At 65.9% G+C, this 21,753-nt stretch carries 21 protein-coding genes; all 21 read left to right on the forward strand.

The genetic code is table 11. From position 1 onward, the window contains the following. Positions 1-244: 244 nt before the first annotated feature. A complete protein-coding gene (locus tag JQ635_RS06390) occupies positions 245-1,324 on the forward strand; it encodes a HoxN/HupN/NixA family nickel/cobalt transporter (RefSeq protein WP_211409025.1) in 1,080 nt (359 codons plus the stop codon). Further along, a complete protein-coding gene (locus JQ635_RS06395; RefSeq protein WP_211409026.1) occupies positions 1,305-3,629 on the forward strand; it encodes a TonB-dependent receptor in 2,325 nt (774 codons plus the stop codon). The genes JQ635_RS06390 and JQ635_RS06395 overlap by 20 nt, the downstream gene beginning before the upstream one ends. Before the next feature lie 39 nt (positions 3,630-3,668). Continuing rightward, positions 3,669-4,988 carry a DUF3422 family protein gene (locus tag JQ635_RS06400; RefSeq protein ID WP_211409027.1) on the forward strand — a complete coding sequence of 440 codons (1,320 nt, stop codon included), beginning with the start codon at positions 3,669-3,671 and terminating at the stop codon, positions 4,986-4,988. An 83-nt stretch (positions 4,989-5,071) separates the two neighbouring features. Beyond that, positions 5,072-6,088: a HupU protein gene (locus tag JQ635_RS06405; RefSeq protein ID WP_211409028.1), complete on the forward strand. Its 1,017-nt coding sequence runs from the start codon at positions 5,072-5,074 to the stop codon at positions 6,086-6,088. Beyond that, the gene (locus JQ635_RS06410; RefSeq protein WP_211409029.1) at positions 6,085-7,524 is read left to right on the forward strand and encodes a nickel-dependent hydrogenase large subunit; all 1,440 of its coding nucleotides are present in this window, start codon (positions 6,085-6,087) and stop codon (positions 7,522-7,524) included. The genes JQ635_RS06405 and JQ635_RS06410 overlap by 4 nt, the downstream gene beginning before the upstream one ends. 339 nt (positions 7,525-7,863) lie before the next feature. After that, the gene (locus JQ635_RS06415) at positions 7,864-8,955 is read left to right on the forward strand and encodes a hydrogenase small subunit (protein ID WP_211409030.1); all 1,092 of its coding nucleotides are present in this window, start codon (positions 7,864-7,866) and stop codon (positions 8,953-8,955) included. Positions 8,956-8,977: 22 nt separating this feature from the next. After that, positions 8,978-10,768 (forward strand): nickel-dependent hydrogenase large subunit, encoded by a 1,791-nt coding sequence (locus tag JQ635_RS06420; protein ID WP_211409031.1) that lies wholly within the window; start codon positions 8,978-8,980, stop codon positions 10,766-10,768. Between the two features lie 13 nt (positions 10,769-10,781). Next, complete coding sequence (gene cybH / locus JQ635_RS06425) at positions 10,782-11,525, forward strand: Ni/Fe-hydrogenase, b-type cytochrome subunit (RefSeq protein ID WP_211409032.1); 744 nt, start codon at positions 10,782-10,784, stop codon at positions 11,523-11,525. Between the two features lie 17 nt (positions 11,526-11,542). Beyond that, positions 11,543-12,121: a HyaD/HybD family hydrogenase maturation endopeptidase gene (locus JQ635_RS06430; RefSeq protein ID WP_211409033.1), complete on the forward strand. Its 579-nt coding sequence runs from the start codon at positions 11,543-11,545 to the stop codon at positions 12,119-12,121. A 21-nt stretch (positions 12,122-12,142) separates the two neighbouring features. Beyond that, positions 12,143-12,439, forward strand: coding sequence for a HypC/HybG/HupF family hydrogenase formation chaperone (locus JQ635_RS06435; RefSeq protein ID WP_211409034.1), 297 nt, complete (start codon positions 12,143-12,145; stop codon positions 12,437-12,439). A gap of 270 nt (positions 12,440-12,709) precedes the next feature. Beyond that, the gene (locus JQ635_RS06440; RefSeq protein WP_211409035.1) at positions 12,710-13,165 is read left to right on the forward strand and encodes a hydrogenase accessory protein; all 456 of its coding nucleotides are present in this window, start codon (positions 12,710-12,712) and stop codon (positions 13,163-13,165) included. After that, positions 13,162-14,025: a hydrogenase expression/formation protein gene (locus JQ635_RS06445; RefSeq protein ID WP_211409036.1), complete on the forward strand. Its 864-nt coding sequence runs from the start codon at positions 13,162-13,164 to the stop codon at positions 14,023-14,025. The genes JQ635_RS06440 and JQ635_RS06445 overlap by 4 nt, the downstream gene beginning before the upstream one ends. After that, positions 14,022-14,231: a rubredoxin gene (locus JQ635_RS06450; RefSeq protein WP_211409037.1), complete on the forward strand. Its 210-nt coding sequence runs from the start codon at positions 14,022-14,024 to the stop codon at positions 14,229-14,231. The genes JQ635_RS06445 and JQ635_RS06450 overlap by 4 nt, the downstream gene beginning before the upstream one ends. Further along, positions 14,228-14,743 (forward strand): [NiFe]-hydrogenase assembly chaperone HybE, encoded by a 516-nt coding sequence (hybE, locus tag JQ635_RS06455; RefSeq protein ID WP_211409038.1) that lies wholly within the window; start codon positions 14,228-14,230, stop codon positions 14,741-14,743. Before JQ635_RS06450 ends, hybE begins: the two co-directional genes overlap by 4 nt. Beyond that, positions 14,740-15,828, forward strand: a complete 1,089-nt coding sequence (locus JQ635_RS06460; RefSeq protein WP_211409039.1) for a nickel-dependent hydrogenase large subunit — start codon at positions 14,740-14,742, stop codon at positions 15,826-15,828. The genes hybE and JQ635_RS06460 overlap by 4 nt, the downstream gene beginning before the upstream one ends. After that, complete coding sequence (hypA, locus tag JQ635_RS06465; RefSeq protein ID WP_211409040.1) at positions 15,821-16,162, forward strand: hydrogenase maturation nickel metallochaperone HypA; 342 nt, start codon at positions 15,821-15,823, stop codon at positions 16,160-16,162. The genes JQ635_RS06460 and hypA overlap by 8 nt, the downstream gene beginning before the upstream one ends. Further along, on the forward strand, positions 16,162-17,082 hold the full coding sequence (gene hypB, locus JQ635_RS06470; RefSeq protein WP_211409041.1) for a hydrogenase nickel incorporation protein HypB: 921 nt from the start codon (positions 16,162-16,164) through the stop codon (positions 17,080-17,082). Before hypA ends, hypB begins: the two co-directional genes overlap by 1 nt. Further along, positions 17,082-19,334, forward strand: coding sequence for a carbamoyltransferase HypF (gene hypF / locus JQ635_RS06475; RefSeq protein WP_211409442.1), 2,253 nt, complete (start codon positions 17,082-17,084; stop codon positions 19,332-19,334). Before hypB ends, hypF begins: the two co-directional genes overlap by 1 nt. Then, complete coding sequence (locus JQ635_RS06480; protein WP_211409042.1) at positions 19,334-19,570, forward strand: HypC/HybG/HupF family hydrogenase formation chaperone; 237 nt, start codon at positions 19,334-19,336, stop codon at positions 19,568-19,570. The genes hypF and JQ635_RS06480 overlap by 1 nt, the downstream gene beginning before the upstream one ends. Further along, complete coding sequence (gene hypD, locus JQ635_RS06485) at positions 19,567-20,709, forward strand: hydrogenase formation protein HypD (RefSeq protein WP_211409043.1); 1,143 nt, start codon at positions 19,567-19,569, stop codon at positions 20,707-20,709. The genes JQ635_RS06480 and hypD overlap by 4 nt, the downstream gene beginning before the upstream one ends. Next, positions 20,706-21,746 (forward strand): hydrogenase expression/formation protein HypE, encoded by a 1,041-nt coding sequence (hypE, locus tag JQ635_RS06490; protein WP_211409044.1) that lies wholly within the window; start codon positions 20,706-20,708, stop codon positions 21,744-21,746. The genes hypD and hypE overlap by 4 nt, the downstream gene beginning before the upstream one ends. The last annotated feature ends 7 nt before the right edge of the window (positions 21,747-21,753 follow it).

Raw genomic sequence — 21,753 nt, forward strand, 5'->3', positions numbered from 1 at the left:
GAAGGTCCCTCGTCCGAACGGGGCCACCGGTCAACTTGCCACTCCGATGGATAGCATCTTGCCAGCAGAGGCGTCGCGCTTCGCCTCCGTGCATTGACGCGCCCGGCGCCAAATTCCCTCGCAATGACTACACGTTGGCAGCCATCGTCGCTGGCGTCCTGGAGCACGCGCCGGGAGTGGCCTGGCCTTTGCTCTCCTCAGTATGACAGTTCTAGACAATGATCATACCGCGGGGCTCGGGCCGATGCAGCAAGTGACGAAGTTGTCTTCGCGGGTGGTCGAGCCCGCCACCGTGCTGCTGTTCGGCGGGCTGATTGCCGCCAACGTCATCGCATGGGCCTTTGCCTTCGCGCTGTTCGGCGCTCGGCCGGCCGCGATGGCGACCGCGCTGCTCGCCTGGGTGTTTGGCCTGCGCCATGCCGTCGATGCCGACCACATCGCTGCCATCGACAATGTGGTGCGCAAGCTGATGCATGCGAGCGTTGCGCCGCGATCCGTCGGGCTTTATTTCGCGCTCGGCCATTCCAGCGTCGTTGTGGTCGCGACCACGCTGCTTGCGCTTGGCGTGGTGAGCCTCGGCGGCGACAGCCTGCTCAAGGAGATCGGCGGCCTGATCGGCACCTCGGTGTCGGCGTTGTTCCTGCTGGTGATCGCGGCCATCAACGTCGCCATCTTCGCCGGCCTGTGGCGGACTCTTCACATGGCGCGCGAGCATGGCGTTCACGATGTGGAGGGCCTCGAAGCGCTGCTTGCGAGCCGCGGATTTCTCGCGCGGCTGCTCGGGCCCATGTTTCGTCTGGTGACGAAGTCCTGGCACATGTATCCGCTCGGCTTCCTGTTCGGGCTCGGCTTCGACACCGCAACCGAGATCGGATTGCTCAGCATCTCGGCCGGCGAAGCCACGCACGGCGCGTCGCTCGTCGATGTCCTGGTCTTTCCCGCGCTGTTCGCATCAGGCATGGCGCTGGTCGACACCGCCGATTCCGCGCTGATGGCCAGCGCCTATCGCTGGGCCTTCGTCGATCCCTGTCGCAAGCTCTGGTACAACCTCGGCGTCACCGGGGCCTCCGTCGCGGTTGCGCTGTTCATCGGCGGCATCGAGGCGCTCGGGCTGGTCAGCGACCGGCTCGGCCTGTCCGGCGGGCTGTGGGCGCTGGTCGATGGCCTCAACGATTCGCTCGCCAATTTCGGCTTCGCCGTGATTGCGCTGTTCGCGCTCGCCTGGTTCGCCTCGGTCGTGCTTTATCGCCGCGCATTCACCGATGATGCGCGTCGTGCCGCGCCTGAACCGCTGGACTGCGCCGATGCGACCGAGGCGGCATGATAGCGCCTGGACCGGGCGACGATGCGGAGCGCTGTCGGTCCTGGTAACCTGCATCCTCGTCAGTGATGGCGGACACGCCCGCGCCCAGGAAGATGGTTCCTCCCGTGAGCTGCCGCCGATCCTGATCGACGGCGGCGAGGTGCCGCGTCGCAAGAAGCCACCTCAATCGCGACACGCCGCAAAGCCGGCGTCGACCGATCGCCGCATCTTCGTCTCTCCGGCAGCACCGCCTGTCTCGGATGCCGGCAATGTCGCCTCGGGCACGAAGGGCTCTCCAGGCATGGCGAGCGAGCTCACCGTTTCCGGTGAAACGCTCAATGCGCGTCCCTTCGCGCGGCCGGGCGAGGTGCTCGAAGCCGTGCCGGGGCTGATCGTGACCCAGCACTCCGGCGAGGGTAAAGCCAACCAGTATTTTCTGCGCGGCTACAATCTCGACCACGGCACCGATCTCGCCATCTATGTCGACGATGTTCCCGTCAACATGCGCACCCACGCCCATGGCCAGGGTTATGCCGATCTCAACTGGCTGATCCCGGAGACCATCGGTGCGATGGATGTTCGCAAGGGGCCGTATTTCGCCGACGAGGGCGATTTTGCATCGGTCGGCAGCGTCCATATCGGCCTGATCGACCGCACCGAAAAGGGCCTTGCGCAGGTGACGGCCGGCGGCTTCGGTTATCGCCGGCTGCTCGGCACGGACTCCGCCAAGGCCGGCGATGGTTCGTTGCTCGTCGCCGGCGAACTGGGCACTTACAACGGCCCCTGGGACAACCCGGACAATGTGCGCAAGCTGAACGGGTTGGTGCGCTACACCCAGGGCACCGCGACCGATGGCGCCTCTGTCACCGGCATGGCCTATGTCAACAGATGGAATTCCACCGACCAGGTGCCGCAGCGCGCGATCGCCGCCGGACAGCGCGGCCGCTTCGGCTCGGAGGATCCCACCGATGGCGGCAACACCAACCGCTTCGCGCTCTCGGGCCGCGTCGCGCAGAGCGACGATCTCGGCGCCTGGAAGGCCAATGCCTATGTCGTGAAGAGCCAGCTCGACCTCTACAACAACTTCACCTATTTCCTCACCGACCCCGTGTTCGGCGACCAATTTCACCAGCATGACGACCGTCTGATGGCCGGCGCGAACATCTCGCGCACCCTGAACGGCTCGTTCGCCGGCCTGCCGATGCAGACCATTTTCGGCCTGCAATCGCGCTATGACGCGATTGATCTGGCGCTGACCAACACCTTCCAGCGCAGCTTCCTCTCCAATGTCCGCAGCGACAAGGTCGGCGAGGGCAGTATCGGCCTCTATGCCGAGAACACCGTACGCTGGACCGATTGGCTCCGGACCACGGTCGGCTGGCGCGGCGACTATTATGCGGCAAACGTGAGCTCGCTGTTCAATTCGAACAATTCCGGCCACGTGAATGTCTCGCTCGGCAGTCCTAAACTCCGGATGGTGCTCGGTCCCTTCAGCCAGACCGAATTCTTTCTCGGCGCCGGCTACGGCATGCACTCGAATGACGCGCGCGGCGCCACGACGACCGAAGACCCCAGTGATCCCGCGACAAAGCTCTCGCCTTCCCCGCTGCTGGTGCGCACCCGAGGCGCCGAGGTCGGTGTTCGCAGCAAAATCGTTCCGGGTCTCGACACCTCGTTCAGCGTCTTCATCCTCGACCAGGATTCCGAGATCCTGTTCGCTGGCGACGCCGGCGACACCGAGGCGAGACGCGCCAGCCGCCGCTATGGTTTCGAGTGGACCAACCATTACCGTCCGCGATCCTGGATCGATGTCGACGTCGATCTTGCGATGACCCATGCGCGTTTTCGCGGCTATGACGGCGACCAGGCCGCGGTCTATGCCTCGCTCGCCGGCTATCCGGAGGCGCAAATAGGCAACGCGCCCGGCAATTACATTCCGAACGCGCCGCCCATGGTGGCATCGGCCGGCATCACGCTCGGCGAGAAGACCGGCTGGTTCGGGACCTTACGCTGGCGCTATCTCGCCGCCAGCCCGCTGACGGAGGATAATGCGTTCCGCTCGTCTGCCACCAGCGTCTTCAACGGACGCCTCGGCTATCGCGCCGACAATGGCTGGCGTATCCAGCTCGACGTGCTCAATCTGTTGAATACAAGAGCCAATCAGATCACTTATGCCTATGGCTCCCTGCTGAAGACCGATACGCTCTACAATCTCTGTACGTCAGGTGCGGCGCCGACGATCGTGTGCCAGAACGGGGTGATGGATTACGTGCTGCACCCGGTCGAGCCGCTGACGTTCCGCCTGACTGTGGCCGGGACGTTCTAGAAGAGGCGTACCGTGCAACCAGGAGCCGAGGACGTGTCGATGAGCAATGGTCCAGATCTCGCCGACTTTACGCTGCATCCGCAGCGCGATGCGGTGCTGAGCGAGGTGCACGCCCGCCCATTCACGCGGCTGACCGCCCCGCTCGGCGTGCTGCGTTTTGCGTTTCTCAGCCAGGGCGATGTCGCCGCCGCCGATCGGCAAAGCTTTGCGGCTTTTTGCGCGGCGCAAGGGCTGCCCGCGCCGGAGGTCTCGGCCAAACACCATCAGGTGACGATCGGCGCAATCATGCTGCGCTGGGAGCAGCATTCTGAATTCACGACGTTCACCTGGATCTGGAGCCGCGCGAGCTCCGCGCAGCCGTTCGGCGCCATGGACAAACAGCTCGCCGCGCTGATCCGCGCGCTGCCGCAGACCGGGCAATTGCTGGTCGCGCTCAAGCTGGAGGTCGAGCAGACATCGGCCGCGGTCGAGCGCGCCGAGCAGCTGTTCGAGAGGGGCAGCCTCGCCATGGCGACTGTGCGCAGCGGTCCGGCCGTCGTCGCCTCCGACTTCCGCGCGGACGAGCAGGGTTTTGTGCGCATCCTGGTCTGCAACGACGGCCTGTCGCCGGGCCGTCTGGGCGCGCTGGTGCAGCGCGTGCTGGAGATCGAGACCTATCGAACGCTGGCGCTGCTCGGCCTGCCGGCCGCGCTCGAGCTGGCGCCTTCGGTCGATCATATCGGGCGCCGGCTGGTCGAGGTGCTCGAGGAGATGCAGGGCTCGGCGGATCTCAAGCTCAACAACCACCTGCTGACCGAGCTGACCGCGCTTGCCGCCACGCTCGAGCGCGGCGCCGCCGGCAGCCTGTTCCGGTTCGGTGCCAGCCGGGCCTATTACGACATCGTGCAGGCGCGCCTTGCGGTGATCGAGGGCGGCGAGATTGCAGGCTATCCGACCTGGTCGTCGTTTCTTGCCCGCCGGATGGCGCCGGCGATGCGGACCTGTGCAGCCCTGGGGGATCGCCAGGCCGATTTGTCGATCAAGCTCGCGCGCGCCGCCGACCTCCTGCGCACCCGCGTCGACGTCGAGCTCGAGGAGCAGAACCGCGACCTCTTGCGTTCGATGAACGAGCGCACCAAGCTGCAACTGCGCCTGCAAAGCACGGTCGAGGGCCTGTCGGTGGCGGCGATCGGCTACTACGTCGTCAGCCTGTTCGGTTATCTTGCCAAGGGCGCGCATGACGGCGGCCTGCATGTCGAGCCGTCGCTGGCGACCGCCTTGTTCGTGCCGGTGGCGGTCGGCTTGGTCTGGATCGTCACGCACCGGATCCGCCAGCGGCACCTGAAGCACGACGGCGGGACGTCGGCCGGACATGATTGAGTTCCCTCAAGCCGGGGCCTTGCTCTTGTGCTACGAGCGGCCGATGCTCGGGGGCTTTGGGATTGGGGCCTTCAGGAGGAGCCATGAGCCGATCGGATGGGATGACCAACGTGCTTTGGCTGCAGGGCGCAAGCTGCGGCGGCTGCACCATGTCGATCCTGGAAAGCGGCGCCTCCGGCTGGTTCGACGAGCTCAGGCAGTTCGGCATCAACCTCTTGTGGCATCCCTCGGTCAGCGAGGAGACCGGCGAGGAAGCGGTCGAGGTGCTGCAATCGGTGCTGGACGGCGAGGTGCCGCTCGACCTGCTGCTGCTCGAAGGCTCGGTCGCGCGCGGCCCGAACGACAGCGGCCGCTTCAACATGCTCGCGGGCACCGGCCGCTCGGTCTATCGCTGGATGCTCGATCTCGCGCCGCGCGCGGACTATGTGGTCGCAGTCGGAAGCTGCGCCGCCTATGGCGGTGTGCCGGCGGCGGGAATCAACCCGACCGACGCGGTCGGCCTGCAATTCGAGGGTGCCGAGTCCGGCGGCGCGCTCGGTGCCGGCTTCCGCTCCCGGCTCGGCCTGCCGGTGATCAACGTTGCCGGCTGCGCGCCGCATCCGGGCTGGATGATGGAAACCATCCTGGCACTGACGGCCAAGGACCTGTCCGCGACCGATCTCGATGGCTACGGGCGGCCGAAATTCATCGCCAACCATCTTGCTCACCACGGGTGCTCGCGCAACGAGTTCTACGAGTTCAAGGCCAGCGCGGAGACGATGTCCGAGCGCGGCTGCCTGATGGAGCATCTCGGCTGCAAGGCGACGCAGGCGGTCGGCGACTGCAATCAGCGTTCATGGAACGGCGGCGGCTCCTGCACCAAGGGCGGCTATGCCTGTATCGCCTGTACCTCGCCGGGCTTCGAGGGCGCGCAGAATTTCCTGGAGACCGCCAAGCTTGCCGGTATCCCCGTCGGCCTGCCGACCGACATGCCGAAAGCCTGGTTCGTGGCGCTCGCCGCCTTGTCGAAATCGGCAACGCCGCGGCGCGTGCGGCTGAACGCGACCGCCGATCACGTGGTCGTGCCGCCCGGCCGCCCCACGGGCAAGCGCACTCCATGACCAGGATCACGATCGGTCCGTTCAACCGCGTCGAGGGCGATCTCGAGGTGCGGCTCGACGTCGAGGGCGGCCGCGTTGCGCGGGCCGAGGTCACGGCGCCGCTCTATCGCGGCTTCGAGCAGATCCTGGAAGGGCGTCCGCCGCTCGATGCGCTGGCGCTGGCGCCGCGAATCTGCGGCATCTGCTCGGTCTCGCAATCGGTGGCGGCTGCGGCCGCGCTTCGCCACGCCATGGCGATCGATGCTGCGCCGAACGGATTGCTCGCCACCAACATCGCGCATGCGGCCGAGAATGCCGCCGATCACCTCACGCATTTCTACATCTTCTTCATGCCGGACTTCGCCCGCGAGGCCTATGCTGCGCACCCCTGGCACGAGGCGACCCGCGAACGTTTTGCGGCGACGCGCGGCAGTGCCGCGCGCGATGCCCTGCCGGCGCGGGCGCGGTTGCTCGAGACCATGGGCATCATCGCCGGCAAATGGCCGCACAGCCTGGCGTTCCAGCCCGGCGGCACGACGCGGGCGATCGATCTCGGTGAGCGCGTGAGGCTATTCTCGATCGCTGCCGCCTTCCGCTCCTTCCTGGAGCGTATTGTCTTCGCGGATACGCTGGACAACGTGCTGGCGATCTCGACCGCCGAAGAGCTCGATCGCTGGCGGGACGGCCGCGGCGGCGATTTCGCGCATTTCCTTCGGCTCGCGGACGCGCTGTCCCTGAGCGAGCTCGGCAAGGGCCCGGGACTGCTGATGAGCTATGGCGCCTATCATGGTGCCGACGGCGAATTGTTTCCGCGCGGCCTGTTCGGGCCGCGAGCGATGATCGAGCCGCTGCCGCTGGCGCGGATCACCGAGGACGTCTCGCACGCCTGGATGCGGGATTCATCCGCCGATCCCGCGCACAGCACCACCGTGCCGGACCCGGACAAGGCGAGCGCCTATAGCTGGTGCAAGGCGCCGCGACTTTCGGGTCAGCCCATCGAGGTCGGCGCGATCGCGCGCCAGACGGTTGCCGGGCAGCCGCTGATCAATGATCTCGTCGGGGCCGGCGGCACCAACGTCCGCACCCGCGTGATCGCGCGACTGGTCGAGCTCGCGCGCGTCGCGCTCGCAATGGAGCAGTGGACCCGCGCGTTGAAGCTGTCGGAGCCGTTCTGCAATCCCTCGCAGGCGATGCCCGACGGCGCTTACGTCGGGCTGGTCGAGGCCGCGCGCGGCAGTCTCGGGCACTGGATGGCCGTGCGTGACGGCAAGATCGAGCGCTACCAGATTATCGCGCCCACCACCTGGAATTTCTCGCCGCGCGATTCGTTCGATATCGGCGGTCCCCTGGAGCAGGCGCTGGTCGGTACCGATGTCGGCGATGCCGGACCGCGTGCCGTCGCGATCCAGCATATCGTCCGCTCATTCGATCCCTGCATGGTGTGCACTGCGCACTAAAGCATGATCCGGACCCGAAGGGCCGCGTTAGCGCAAAGTGCGAAGCGGTTTTCCGGAAAGATCATGCGTAAGCAACAATCTAAAGCGCGATGACGATCCATCCGAATCTCATCGCGCTTTAGGAAAGATATTTCCGGCGAGATTCCGGAAACTTCGTTGCCGCCTGCAAATCGAGTTGTTTCCGCTTCTCGTCGTTTCAGCGTCCTCGCGTATCGCCTGCGCGCGGAATTCGAACCCCAACATTCTGGAATCGTTTCACTTTTGAATCACTCCAGACTGTTGGCCTGCTTCTTGCTGTCCTTGGGAATCGAAAAGTCAAAGCCGAAGACGGGAGGATTCATGGGCGCGGCGACGGAGACGTTCTACAGCGTGATCAGGCGGCAAGGGATCACGCGTCGAAGCTTTCACAAATTCTGCAGCCTGACGGCGACGAGCCTCGGGCTCGGCCCGCTCGCGGCGAGCCGAATTGCGAATGCGCTCGAGACCAAGCCGCGCGTGCCCGTCATCTGGATGCACGGCCTCGAATGCACCTGCTGCTCGGAGAGCTTCATCCGCTCCGCCCATCCGCTGGTGAAGGACGCGGTGCTGTCGATGATCTCGCTCGACTATGACGACACCATCATGGCCGCCGCCGGTCACCAGGCCGAGGCGATCCTCGAGGAGACCCGGGCCAAGTACAAGGGACAATATGTTCTCGCGGTCGAAGGCAATCCGCCGCTGAACGAGGGCGGCATGTTCTGCATCGACGGCGGCAAGCCGTTCGTCGAGAAGCTGAAGGTGATGGCCGAGGACGCCATGGCGATCATCGCCTGGGGCGCCTGCGCCTCCTGGGGCTGCGTGCAGGCAGCCAAGCCCAATCCGACCCAGGCGACCCCGATCGACAAGGTCATCACCAACAAGCCGATCATCAAGGTGCCGGGCTGTCCGCCGATCGCGGAAGTCATGACCGGCGTCGTCACCTACATCACCACCTTCGGCAAGCTGCCCGAGCTCGACCGGCAGGGCCGGCCGAAGATGTTCTACTCGCAGCGGATCCACGACAAGTGCTACCGGCGCCCGCATTTCGATGCCGGCCAGTTCGTCGAGGAGTGGGACGACGAGGCCGCGCGCAAGGGCTATTGCCTCTACAAGATGGGCTGCAAGGGGCCGACCACCTACAACGCCTGCTCGACGGTGCGCTGGAACGGCGGCGTATCGTTCCCGATCCAGTCGGGCCATGGCTGCATCGGCTGCTCGGAGGACGGCTTCTGGGACAAGGGCTCGTTCTACGACCGCCTCACCAACATCAAGCAGTTCGGCATCGAGAAGAACGCCGACCAGATCGGCATGGCGGCGGCCGGCGCCGTCGGAGCCGCGGTCGCGGCGCATGCGGCGGTGACAGCGGTGAAGCGGCTCGCCAGCAAGCGCGAAGACACCAAGCAAGATCATTAATCGATTTCAGGAAGCGCAAACGATGGGCATCCAGACACCTAACGGGTTCAATCTCGACAATTCCGGCAAGCGCGTGGTCGTCGATCCGCTCACCCGGATCGAAGGTCACCTGCGCGTCGAGGTCAATGTCGACGCCGACAACGTCATTCGCAACGCGGTCTCCACCGGCACGATGTGGCGCGGTATCGAAACCATCCTGAAGGGCCGCGATCCGCGCGACGCTTGGGCGTTCACGGAGCGGATCTGCGGCGTCTGCACGGGAACGCACGCGCTCACCTCGGTGCGTGCGGTCGAGAACGCGCTCTCCATCACCATTCCGGACAACGCCAACTCGATCCGCAACATCATGCAGCTCTGCCTGCAGGTGCACGATCACCTCGTGCACTTCTACCACCTGCATGCGCTCGACTGGGTCGACATCGTGTCGGCGCTCAAGGCCGATCCGAAGGCGACGTCGGTGCTGGCGCAGTCGATTTCGTCCTGGCCGTTGTCCTCGCCCGGCTATTTCAAGGACCTGCAGATCCGGCTCACCAAGTTCGTCGAGTCCGGCCAGCTCGGTCCGTTCAAGAACGGCTATTGGGGCCATGCCGCCTACAAGCTGCCGCCCGAAGCCAATCTGATGGCGGTCGCGCATTATCTCGAGGCGCTCGATTTCCAGAAGGAGATCGTGAAGGTCCACACCATCTATGGCGGCAAGAACCCGCATCCGAACTGGCTGGTCGGCGGCGTGCCTTGCGCCATCAACGTCGACGGCACCGGTGCGGTCGGCGCCATCAATATGGAGCGACTCAACCTCGTCTCCTCGATCATCGATCGCTGCATCGAATTTACCGAGAAGGTGTACTTGCCCGATGTCGTCGCGATCGGCTCGTTCTACAAGGACTGGCTCTATGGCGGCGGTCTGTCCGGCAAGAGCGTGATGTCCTATGGCGACATCCCCGAGACGGCCAACGACTACTCCACGAAGAGCCTGAAGCTTCCGCGCGGCGTGATCCTCAACGGCAACCTCAACGAGGTGCTGCCGATCGATCACGGCGATCCCGAGCAGATCCAGGAGTTCGTCACGCACTCCTGGTACAAATACCCCGACGAGTCCAAGGGACTGCATCCCTGGGACGGCGTCACCGAGCCCAACTACGTGCTCGGCCCCAACGCCAAGGGCACCAAGACCGACATCAAGGAGCTCGACGAGGGCGGCAAGTACTCCTGGATCAAGGCGCCGCGCTGGCGCGGCAACGCCGTCGAGGTCGGGCCGCTGGCCCGCTACATCATCGGCTACGCCCAGAACAAGCCCGAGTTCAAGGAGCCGACCGAGAAGCTGCTCAAGACGCTCGGCCTGCCGGTGTCCGCCCTGTTCTCCACGCTCGGGCGCACCGCCGCGCGCGCGCTGGAATGCGAATGGGCCGCGCACCAGATGCGCTACTTCCAGGACAAGCTGGTGGCGCGCATCAAGGCCGGCGACAGCTCAACCGCCAATGTCGAGAAGTGGAAGCCGGAGAGCTGGCCGAAGGAAGCCAAGGGCTACGGCTTCACCGAGGCGCCGCGCGGCGCGCTCGCGCACTGGATCAAGATCAAGGAGACCAAGATCGACAATTACCAGTGCGTTGTGCCGACCACCTGGAACGGCTCGCCGCGGGATCCCAAGGGCAATATCGGCGCCTTCGAGGCCTCGCTGATGGATACGCCGATGGCGAATCCGGAGCAGCCGCTGGAGATCCTGCGCACCATCCACTCCTTCGATCCGTGCCTGGCTTGCTCGACCCACGTGATGAGCCCGGACGGTCAGGAGATGGCGACCGTCAAGGTCAGATAGGGAGGGGGACACCATGATGGATGCAGTTGCTCCGACCTCCGAAGCCAAGCCGGACCTGACGGCGATTGCTGCCGACGCCGCCGGAGAACAGGCGGTGGGCCGGCCCACCGTCTACGTCTACGAGGCGCCGGTGCGGATCTGCCACTGGGTGAACGCGGTCTCAATTCTGGTCCTGATGGTGACCGGCTATCTGATCGGCACGCCCTTGCCGACGGTCGCCGGCGAGGCCTCCGACAACTTCGTGATGGGCTATATCCGCTTCGCCCATTTCGCGGCGGGGCAGGTGCTGGCGGTGTTCTTCCTCGCCCGCATCCTGTGGGCCTTTGTCGGCAATCATCATTCGCGGCAGATCTTCTACATTCCCGTGCACCGCAAGCAGTTCTGGAAGGAGGTCCTGCACGAGATCCGCTGGTACGCGTTCCTGGAGCGCGAGCCGAAGATGTATGTCGGCCACAATCCGCTGGCGCAGACCGCGATGTTCACGGGCTTCACGCTGTTCGTGGCCTTCATGATCGTCACCGGCTTTGCGCTCTATTCGGAGGGCACCGGGATCGACAGCTGGCAGCACAGACTGTTCGGCTGGGTGTTCGCGATCTGGCCGAACAGCCAGGATGTGCACACCTGGCATCATCTCGGCATGTGGGCGCTGGTGATGTTCGTCTTGGTGCACATCTATGCCGCGATCCGCGAAGACATCATGTCGCGCCAGAGCATCATCTCCTCGATGGTCTCGGGCGAGCGGCAGTTCCGCGATTGACAAGAGAAGTGAGACCGATGCCGACATCCTCGCAAGCGAACCGTATCCTGGTGCTCGGCATCGGCAACATCCTGTGGGCCGATGAAGGTTTTGGCGTGCGCGCGGTGGAGGAATTCCACCGCCGCTATGCCGTGCCCGACAACGTCACCATCCTCGACGGCGGCACGCAGGGGCTTTACCTCGTGAACTATCTCGAGGAGGCCGACTGCCTGATCGTGTTCGACGCGATCGATTACGGGCTCGAGCCGGGACGCTTGAAGCTCGTGCGCGACGACGAGGTGCCGCGCTTCACCGGCGCCAAGAAGATGAGCCTGCACCAGACCGGTTTTCAGGAGGTGATCTCCGCGGCCGACCTGCTCGGCCGTTGCCCGAAGCATCTGGCGCTGATCGGCTGCCAGCCGCTCGACCTTGAGGACTGGGGCGGGCCGCTGACGCAGCCGGTGCGCGACCAGATCGCGCCGGCGATCGCGCTCGCCTGCGAGGTGCTGGCCGGGTGGGGCATCGCGGTGCCCCCGCGCAGCGAGCCGTTGCCGGCCTCCGAGCGCCTGCTCGCCAACGACATCGATCATCTCAGCTACGAGATGCGGCCGGCCTGACCACCTTCGGAGACAAGCGCGATGTGCCTCGGCGTGCCGATGACGATTGTCGAGACGGATGGCGTCTCCGCGCTGTGCGAATTCCGCGGCGAGCAGCGTCGTGTCTCCATGCTGCTGCTGTCCAATCCTCCGGTCGGCGCCAAGGTGCTGGTCTATATCGACACCGCGATCCGGCTGCTCGATGAGGCGGAGGCGCGCCTGATCGCGGATGCGATCGAAGGCCTCGGCGCGGCACTCAACGGCGAGGATTGCGACCGCTTCTTCGCCGACCTCATCGACCGCGAGCCGCAACTCCCCGAGCACCTTCGGCTCGACTAGCAGCCGCCCCGCTTCAAGCGCCACGACAGCAGCACTCGGACCGGGCTTGCGCGAGCCGCAACGCGGCTGGAAGGTGGCTTTCTATATGCAAAGATAGTTCTCGCTCGATATGCAAAGTATCTTTTCATTGAAACTTGCGTTGCCGCCCGCCTCGGAAAATATCTGATCCAGATCAATGAGATAAATCCGGAAAGACGGTAGTCGATCCTGGCACGTGCCTTGCTAACCTCTAATCCGAGCGGAATCATAAGCTTGTCAGGGGGAGGTCTGATGGAATTCCAGGAGGGAAGGCAGGATCTGGCGCGGCGCGGCCTGCCCGAGATCGATGTCGCGACGGTCGATGGGTTTCTCGGCGCGGCCGACGAGGCCGACGAGGCCGGCGCAGTCGCGGTGCTGCTGTCAGCGGGTGACCCCAAACGCTTCCCGGAGGCCGTCGACGTTGCGGTGGTGCTGCCGGAGCTGATCGACGCCTTCCAGGGGCGGCTGCGCGGTGCGGTGATCGCGCGCGCGGCCGAGAGCGAGCTCGGCCAGCGCTTTGGCGTGCGCGTGCAACCAACGCTGATCTTCGTCGCCAAAGGCGAGACGCTCGGGCTGATCGCCAAGATCCAGGACTGGTCGGTCTACATCGATCGCATCACCAAGCTGATCGACCGCCCGCGCGGACACAGCGCGGCCGTGGCGGCCACCATCATTCCTCAGCATCGCGGACAGGGTGTCGAACTATGAAAGCCGGTTTCTGGACTGCGCCGGAAGGCGCCGAGCAGCCGATCAGCGTGTTTCCGATCGGCGAGGAGAGTCTCAATGCCGCCAGCGGCAGCCTGACGGCGGCCGGCGCCCTGGCCAAGCTCGCCACGCTGGATAGCGCCGAGCTCGCCAGGAGTTGCCCCAATGCGGTGGAGCTGCTGTCGAAGGTGGCGGATGTGATCGCCGGGCAGAAGGCCGATGCGCCGACGCAGCTGTTCCGGCTTGGCAATCTCAACGATCTCGAGCGCCGTCTGATCGCCGACGTGCTCGGCGAGGGCGAGGTGGCCGGCGTCGTTGCGCTGCCGGACGGCTCGCTTGCGCAGATTCAGGAATCGGTGCTCGCCGGTCTCTGGCGTATCAGGATCGAGACCGACGGCCATCACGAATATCTCGAGGTCGGTGCGATCCCCGAGATCGTGAAGCGCGCGGCCGCCGATCTGACATCCGCCGATTTCGAGATCGGGCAGCCGCCGGAAGGCGCCATGAACGTGTTGCCGGTGCTCGCCGAGATCCGCGAGCGGGCGCTGGCATGGCGGCCCGGCACCCGCTCGCAGATCATCAATTTCACGCTGCTGCCGATGAGTCCCATCGACATGAGCTTCCTGCAGCAGACGATCGGGAACGGGCCGATCCAGCTCGTCTCGCGCGGTTACGGCACCTGCCGTGTGCTTGCGACCGGAATCCGCAATGTCTGGTCGGTGCAGTTCTTCAACGCCATGGACACCATCATCCTCGATACGCTCGAGGTCGGCGGCGTGCCCACGGTCGCGATCGCGGCGGACGAGGATTTCGAGGACTCGGCCGAGCGCCTCAAGGAAATCATCGAGGCCTATTTCAAATGAGCGGATTCGAGAATTTCGGTTTGCGCCAGGATGTCGCCGAGCTCACGCGGCTGGAATGCGGCATATGCTGGACCGTCTATGATCCCGTGGACGGCGACGAGGTGGCGCAGATCGCGCCCGGCACGCCCTTCGCGGCATTGCCGGAGGACTGGCACTGTCCGAACTGCGACGCGCCCAAATCCAAATTCATGGCGATCGAGTCATGATGGCCGAGGCGCACAGGCTGCCGACCGACGCCGATGCGCTCGCATGGGGTGCGCTTCTGGCCGATGCCTATCGCGAGATCGGCGCGCGGGCGATGCGTGATCTGCCGATCTACAACGATGCGCTCGGCGTCGAGGCGGTCGGCTTTCGCATCTTCAACGGACAGATCGTCGGCATCATGGTCACGCCGTGGTTCATGAACGTGGTGATGCCGGCGGACCAGATGGCGCTGGATGCCATGGGTGCAAGCTTGCGCGTCCATCTGCCCGCTGGCGACATCGAGTTCGCGCTCGGCGAGGTCGAGCCCGTGGGCCGCATCGCGAGCTGCTCGCTGTTCTCGCCGATGTTCGCCTTCGCCGACATGGCTGCAGCGATCGCAACGGCCGAGGCCGCGCTCGCCGAGCTAATGCTGCCGGCTGACAGCGAGGAAGCGGTCCGCCGCCGCGCCTCCGCAACGCCCGCGATCGACCGGCGCAATTTCCTGCGTGGTGTTCTGACGGAGCGGGGCGGATGAACCTGGCCTTCCGTAACGAGATCGCCATCACCGTGCTGCTGTCGGGCGGTGCGATCGCCGACGTCAAGGTCGAGCCACGGAGCCGGCCGCCGTTGACGCGTCTGTTCGCGGGAAAGCCGGCCGCCTCGCTGCTTCCGGTGCTGCCGCGGTTGTTCTCGCTCTGCTCGGTGGCGCACCAGGTGGCGTATCTCTCGGCGGTCGAAGCCGCGCGCGGCGATGATGCCGCGCCCATGACGATGCGACGCCGCATCACGGCCGTCATTGCCGAACGGCTGACGGAATTGTTGCGAAGCCTGTTCATCGGGCGGCTCGCGCTCGACGGCGCGCGGGCGGCATCCGTGCGCGCGATGATGCAGGCGGGCGCGGTGCTCTGCGCCGGCGCCGACGAAAGCGGGCCGGAGACGCCGCGGCGCGAGGCGGTGCTTCAGATCAAGTCCGCTCTCGGCGAGCTCGGGATCGCGGGTGAAGATCCCGCGCCCGGCAGCATGATCGCCGCGTATCTCGCCGGCCTCGACGCTGAGGCATTGACGTCGCCGCTGGCCGAGCCGTCATTCCTGACGGCGGCCGATGACCTCGACATCGTCACGCGGCTGTCGCGTGACGGCGCGGACTTTTCCGATGCGCCCGACCTCCATGGCCGGATTCCCGAGACCGGCGTCTGGGCCCGCAGGATTGGGCGGCAGCCGGTCCCGCCGCCGGGCGCGGGCCCTGCCGAGCGTTTCAAGGCGCGGATCGCCGAAGTCGCCCGGCTCTGCGCGTGGCTTGAGGGCAGCGGGCAGGATCACGACGATAGCGCCGTCGCGGCGTATCGTCTCGGCAGTGGCAAGGGCGCGGCCGCGGTCGAATGCGCGCGCGGCCGGCTCCATCATGCCGTCGAGCTCGACCGGGATGACCGCATCGTCCGCTTCGAATTCCTGGCGCCGACCGAATGGAATTTTCACGGCCGCGGGCCGCTGGTTCGCAGCCTCAAGGGTGCAGTGCTCGCGTCCGGGCGACGGGGGCAGGATGCCGTGCGCGCGCTGGTCGATTCCTTCGATCCCTGCGTCGGCTTCAGTCTGAGTTATCGCGAGGCCGGCCATGCATGAAATGGCGTTGTGCGAGGGCATTATCGGGATCGTGGAGGACGAGGCGCGCAAGCGCTCGTTCTCGAAGGTGAAGGTGGTGTGCCTCGAGATCGGCGTGCTCAGCCACGTTGCGCCGGAAGCGATACAGTTCTGCTTTGAGGCCGTTGCTGCGCGCACCATCGCGCGAGACGCAAAGCTCGAGATCATCGAGACGCCGGGGACGGCCTGGTGCATGGCCTGCTCGACCAACGTCGAGATCAGGCAGCGTTACGAGCCGTGTCCGTCCTGCGGCAGCCATCAATTGCAGGTGACCGGCGGTGAAGAGATGCGTGTGAAGGAACTGGAGGTCGATTGATGTGCACGGTCTGCGGCTGTAGCGACGGCAAGACGTCCATCGAACATGCGCATGATCATCATCATGGGCATGACGGGCATCACCATGATCACGACCATGTGCACGATGGGCATCACCATGATCACCATCACGGTCACGGACATCACCATGGCCCGGTCCATGATCAGGCGCCCGCGGACGCCGGCCTGCTCGATCGCGGCGCCAATCCGGCCGGGCAGACGATTGCCGGTCTGAGCAGCGACCGCATCATCCAGGTCGAGCGCGACATTCTCGGCAAGAACGACAGCCTGGCCGCCGCCAATCGCGCCCGCTTCCGCGCCGACGAGGTACTCGCCTTCAACTTGGTGTCGAGCCCCGGCGCCGGAAAGACCTCTCTCCTGGTCCGCGCCGTGTCGGAGTTGAAGGACAGTTTTCCCGTCGGGGTCATCGAGGGCGACCAGCAGACCTCCAACGATGCCGAGCGCATCCGCGCCACCGGTGTCGCGGCGATCCAGGTCAACACCGGCAAGGGCTGTCATCTCGACGCGGCCATGGTCGGCGACGCCTACGACCGTCTGCCCTGGCTGAACGGCGGGCTCCTCTTTATCGAGAATGTCGGAAATCTGGTTTGTCCCGCGGCGTTCGACCTCGGCGAGGCCTGCAAGATCGTGGTGTTCTCGACCACCGAGGGCGAGGACAAGCCGCTCAAATATCCCGACATGTTCGCAGCATCATCCTTGATGCTGATCAACAAGATCGATCTCGCGCCGGTGCTTGATTTCGATCTTGCCCGGACCGTCGAATATGCGCGGCGGGTCAATCCGAAGATCGAAGTGCTGACGGTGTCGGCGCGCACAGGCGAAGGATTTTCCGCCTTCTACGCCTGGATCCGCAGGCGCTGGACGAAGCTGAAGCAGAGCGGAATGGTGGCGCAGGGATGATGAGCGGCGCGGCCACGGCACGAGACGGCAAGAGGCTGCGTCTGCATGTGCGCGGCGCCGTGCAGGGCGTCGGCTTTCGTCCTTACGTCTATGGTCTCGCCACACGCTACCGCCTCGGCGGCTTCGTCGCCAACGATCCGCACGGCGTCGTCATCGAGATCGAGGGCGAGCGCGCCGCTGACTTCGTCGCGGCGCTGCCGCTGGAGAAGCCGCCGCTCGCCCGGATCGACGAGATTTCAGTGCAGCCGATCGGCGCCGTCGCGAGCGGCGCGTTCTGCATCCGTGCCAGCGAGCAGGGCAGGGTGTCGACCCGGATCGTCGCGGACGCCGCGACCTGTCCGGACTGCCTGGGTGAGCTGTTCGATCCGGCCAGCCGCTTCCACCTTTATCCCTTCGTCAACTGCACCCATTGCGGTCCGCGCTACACCATCGCCGAGCGGCTGCCCTACGATCGTGCGGCGACCGCCATGAAGCGCTTCGCCATGTGCGCGGCCTGCGCCGCAGACTATGCCGATCCGGCGAGCCGCCGCTTCCATGCCGAGGCGATTGCCTGCCCGCAATGCGGCCCGCGGCTCAGCCATGGCATTGCGGAGATCGCGGCTGCGATCGCCGCGGGCAGCATTGTGGCGATCAAGGGGCTCGGCGGCTATCAGCTGCTCTGCGATGCCCGCGATGATGAGGCGGTAACACGACTGCGCCAGCGCAAGCACCGCGACCAGAAGCCGTTCGCCGTGATGGTGGGCTCCAAGGCTGTGGTCGCGGAGATCGCCGAGGCCAGTGCTGCCGAGCTTGCCTTGCTCGAAACGACGGCGCGGCCGATCGTGCTGATGAATTCGCGCCGGCGCCTCGCGCCCGCGATCGCGCCAAAACTGACGCGAATTGGTGTCATGCTGCCGGTCAGCCCGCTGCATCGCCTGATCTTCCATGCCCTGCAATCGGCGCATCCCCGCAGCGGCGAGAGCTGGGTCATCGTTGCGACCAGCGCCAATCCCGGTGGCGAGCCGCTCCTGATCGACAATGGCGAGGCCGAGCGGCGCCTTGCCGGCATCGCCGACCTCATCGTCACCCATGACCGCGACATCGTCACCCGCGCCGATGATTCCGTCGCGTCCGTCGTGGCGGGCCGGACGCAATTCATCCGTCGTGCCCGCGGCTATGTTCCCGAGCCGGTGCGCCTGGCGCGATCGGTCCCGCCGGTCCTTGCCGTCGGCGGCGCGCTGAAATCGACCGTGACGGTGACGCGCGGCAACGAGGCCTTCGTCTCCCAGCACATCGGCGATCTCGACACCGCCGAAGCCGTCCGCTTCTTCGAGGAGACGGTGCGGCATCTGCTCTCGACGCTGGACGTCGATCCCGTCGTCGTCGCCCACGATCTGCATCCGAACATGGCTTCGACCCGCTTTGCCGAAGCCAGCGGAAAACGGCTGATCGCCGTCCAGCATCATCACGCCCATGCGGCCTCCGCGATGGCGGAGCACGGCGTCGAGGGGCCCGCGCTCGCGCTGGTGCTCGACGGCTTCGGCCATGGCAGTGACGGCGGCAATTGGGGCGGCGAGCTTCTCGCCTGTGAAGGCACGCGCTTCCGGCGTCTCGGCCACCTCGCCCCGCTCAGGATGCCTGGCGGCGACCGCGCCGCGCGCGAGCCATGGCGGATGGCCGCGAGCGTGCTGCATGACCTCAGGCGCGGCGCCGACATCGCACACCGCTTTGCCGCGCAGCCGCAGGCGATGCGCCTGGCCGCCTTGCTCGACCAGCGCGACGTGCCGACGACGACCAGCGCCGGCCGGCTGTTCGACGCAGTGGCGGGACTGCTTGGAGTCCAGGCCGTGCAGAGCTACGAGGGCGAGGCCGCCATGAAGCTGGAAGCGCAGGTAGGCCGGCCGCGCGTCGAGGCGGGCGGCTGGGCGATCGAAAATGGTGTGCTCTCGCTTCTCCCGCTGCTCGGACGTCTCGCCGATGGCCTCGATCCGGTCGATGGTGCCGAACTCTTCCACGGCACATTTGCCGCCGCCTGTGTCGACTGGATCATGCGCGCGTCGCGCCAGACCGGGATCACGACCGTCGCCTTGAGCGGCGGCTGCTTCCTCAACGCGATCCTCAGCGCCGAGATCGAGCGCGGCTGCATCGCGGCCGGCCTCACGCCGCTGCTGCCCCGCCAGGTGCCGCCCAATGATGGCGGCCTCAGCCTGGGGCAGGCCTGGGTCGCCGCTCTCCAACTCCTCGAACACCAAGGCCTGGAAGGAAACGTCTGATGTGTCTCGCCATACCCGCGGAGGTCACGAAACTCCTGTCTGACGAGATGGCCGTCGTCTCCATCGACGGCGTCAGCAAGGAGATTTCCGTCGCCCTGATCGAGGATCTCGCCGTCGGCGACTATGTCATCATCCATGTCGGCTACGCCCTGACCAAGATCGACCCGGAGGAAGCGCGGCGGACACTGGAGTTGTTGCGCGAGCTCAGCGCCGAGGGACAGGGGGCCGTGCCATGAAATATGCCGACGAGTTTCGCGACAAGGAGATCGCGCTGGGGCTGTCGAAGGCGATCCGCGCCGAGGCCGCTCCGCAGAGATCCTATCGGTTCATGGAGTTCTGCGGCGGCCACACCCACGCGATCTCGCGCTATGGCCTCGAGGACATGCTGCCGAAGAACGTGCGGATGATCCATGGGCCAGGCTGCCCGGTCTGCGTGCTGCCCGCTGGGCGTATCGACATGGCGATCCGCCTTGCGATGCGGCCCGACATCATCCTGTGCGTCTATGGCGATCTGATGCGGGTGCCGGGCTCGCAAGGTGCCTCGCTGCTGAAGGCGAAGGCGCGCGGCGCCGACATCCGCATGGTCTACTCCACCATCGATGCCTTAGGGATCGCGGAGGAGAACCCCGCACGCGAGGTCGTGTTCTTCGCCATCGGCTTCGAGACCACGACGCCGCCGACGGCGGTCATGATCCGCCTCGCCGAGAAGAAGCAGCTTTCGAACTTCAGCGTGTTCTGCAACCACGTGCTGACGCCGCCAGCGATGCAGAACATCCTGGAGAGCCCCGACATCCGCAATATCGGCCGGGTCGAGATCGACGGCTTTGTCGGCCCCGCTCATGTCTCGACCATCATCGGCACGGCGCCGTACGAGTTCTTCGCCGAGGAATTCGGCAAGCCGGTCGTGATCTCGGGCTTCGAGCCGCTCGACATGATGCAGGCGATCCTGATGCTGGTGCGTCAGGTCAACGAGCACAGGCACGAGGTCGAGAACCAGTACAGCCGCGCCGTCACCCGCGACGGCAATCTGCGCGCCAAGGAGGAGGTCTCCGACATTTTCGAGCTGCGCGACCAGTTCGAATGGCGTGGGCTCGGACAGGTGCCGTACAGCGGGCTGAAGCTGAAGCTCGGTTACGCCAGATACGACGCGGAAGTCCGTTTCAAGATGAATGAGCTGCGGGTCGACGACAATCCGGCCTGCGAATGTGGCGCCATCCTGCGCGGCGTGAAGAAGCCGGTCGATTGCAAGCTGTTCGGCACCGTGTGCACGCCGGAGACGCCGATGGGGTCATGCATGGTCTCCTCGGAAGGCGCCTGCGCTGCGCACTGGACCTATGGCCGTTTCCGCGATCATCAGCAGAGGCGGGCGTCATGAAGGCCTATCAGCGCAAGCTCGACATCAGGAACGGCTGCGTCGACCTGTCCCACGGTTCCGGCGGCCGCGCCATGGCGCGGCTGATCTCGGGCCTGTTCCACGAGGCCTTCGGCAACGAATGGCTGGCGCGCGGCAACGACCAGTCGGCGTTCGACGTGCCGGCCGGACGGATGGTGATGACGACGGACGGCTATGTCGTCTCGCCGCTGTTCTTCCCCGGCGGCAATATCGGCTCGCTCGCCGTGCACGGCACCGTCAACGACATCGCCATGGCCGGCGCGCGGCCGCTCTACCTCTCGGCAAGCTTCATCATCGAGGAAGGCTTCCGCTTCTCCGACCTCAAGGCGATCGCGGAATCGATGGGCGAAGCCGCCCGGGCCGCGGGCGTCCACATCATCACCGGCGACACCAAGGTGGTCGAGCGCGGCAAGGCCGATGGCCTGTTCATCTCCACCGCCGGCGTCGGCGTGGTGCCCGACGGGCTCGATCTGTCGGCCGAGAAGGCCCGTGTCGGCGATCGCGTGCTGATCTCCGGCACGCTCGGCGATCACGGCGTCGCCATCATGTCGAAGCGGCAGAACCTCGCCTTCGAGACCGAGATCGTCTCGGATTCGGCCTCGCTGCACGATCTCGTGGCGAAGATGGTGGCCGCCGGCGGCAAGGGGATCCGCTTGATGCGTGATCCGACCCGCGGCGGGCTTGCCGCCACGCTCAACGAGGTTGCCCAGCAATCGGATCTCGGCTTCGGCTTGCAGGAGGAATCCATTCCGGTGAAGCCGGGTGTCGCGGCGGCCTGCGAGCTGCTCGGCCTCGATCCGCTCCATGTCGCCAATGAAGGCAAGCTGGTGGCGGTCGTGGCGCCCGAGGTTGCCGACACCGTGCTCGCGGCGATGCGGGCGCATCCGCTCGGCCGCGATGCCGCCGACATCGGCGAGGCCGTGGCCGACGACCATCATTTCGTGCAGATGGCGACGACCTTCGGCGGCGGGCGGATCGTTGACTGGCTCTCCGGCGAGCAACTCCCGAGGATCTGCTGAGGCCCAC

Origin of the sequence: Bradyrhizobium iriomotense (assembly GCF_018130765.1) — a bacterium.
Lineage (GTDB): Bacteria > Pseudomonadota > Alphaproteobacteria > Rhizobiales > Xanthobacteraceae > Bradyrhizobium > Bradyrhizobium iriomotense_A.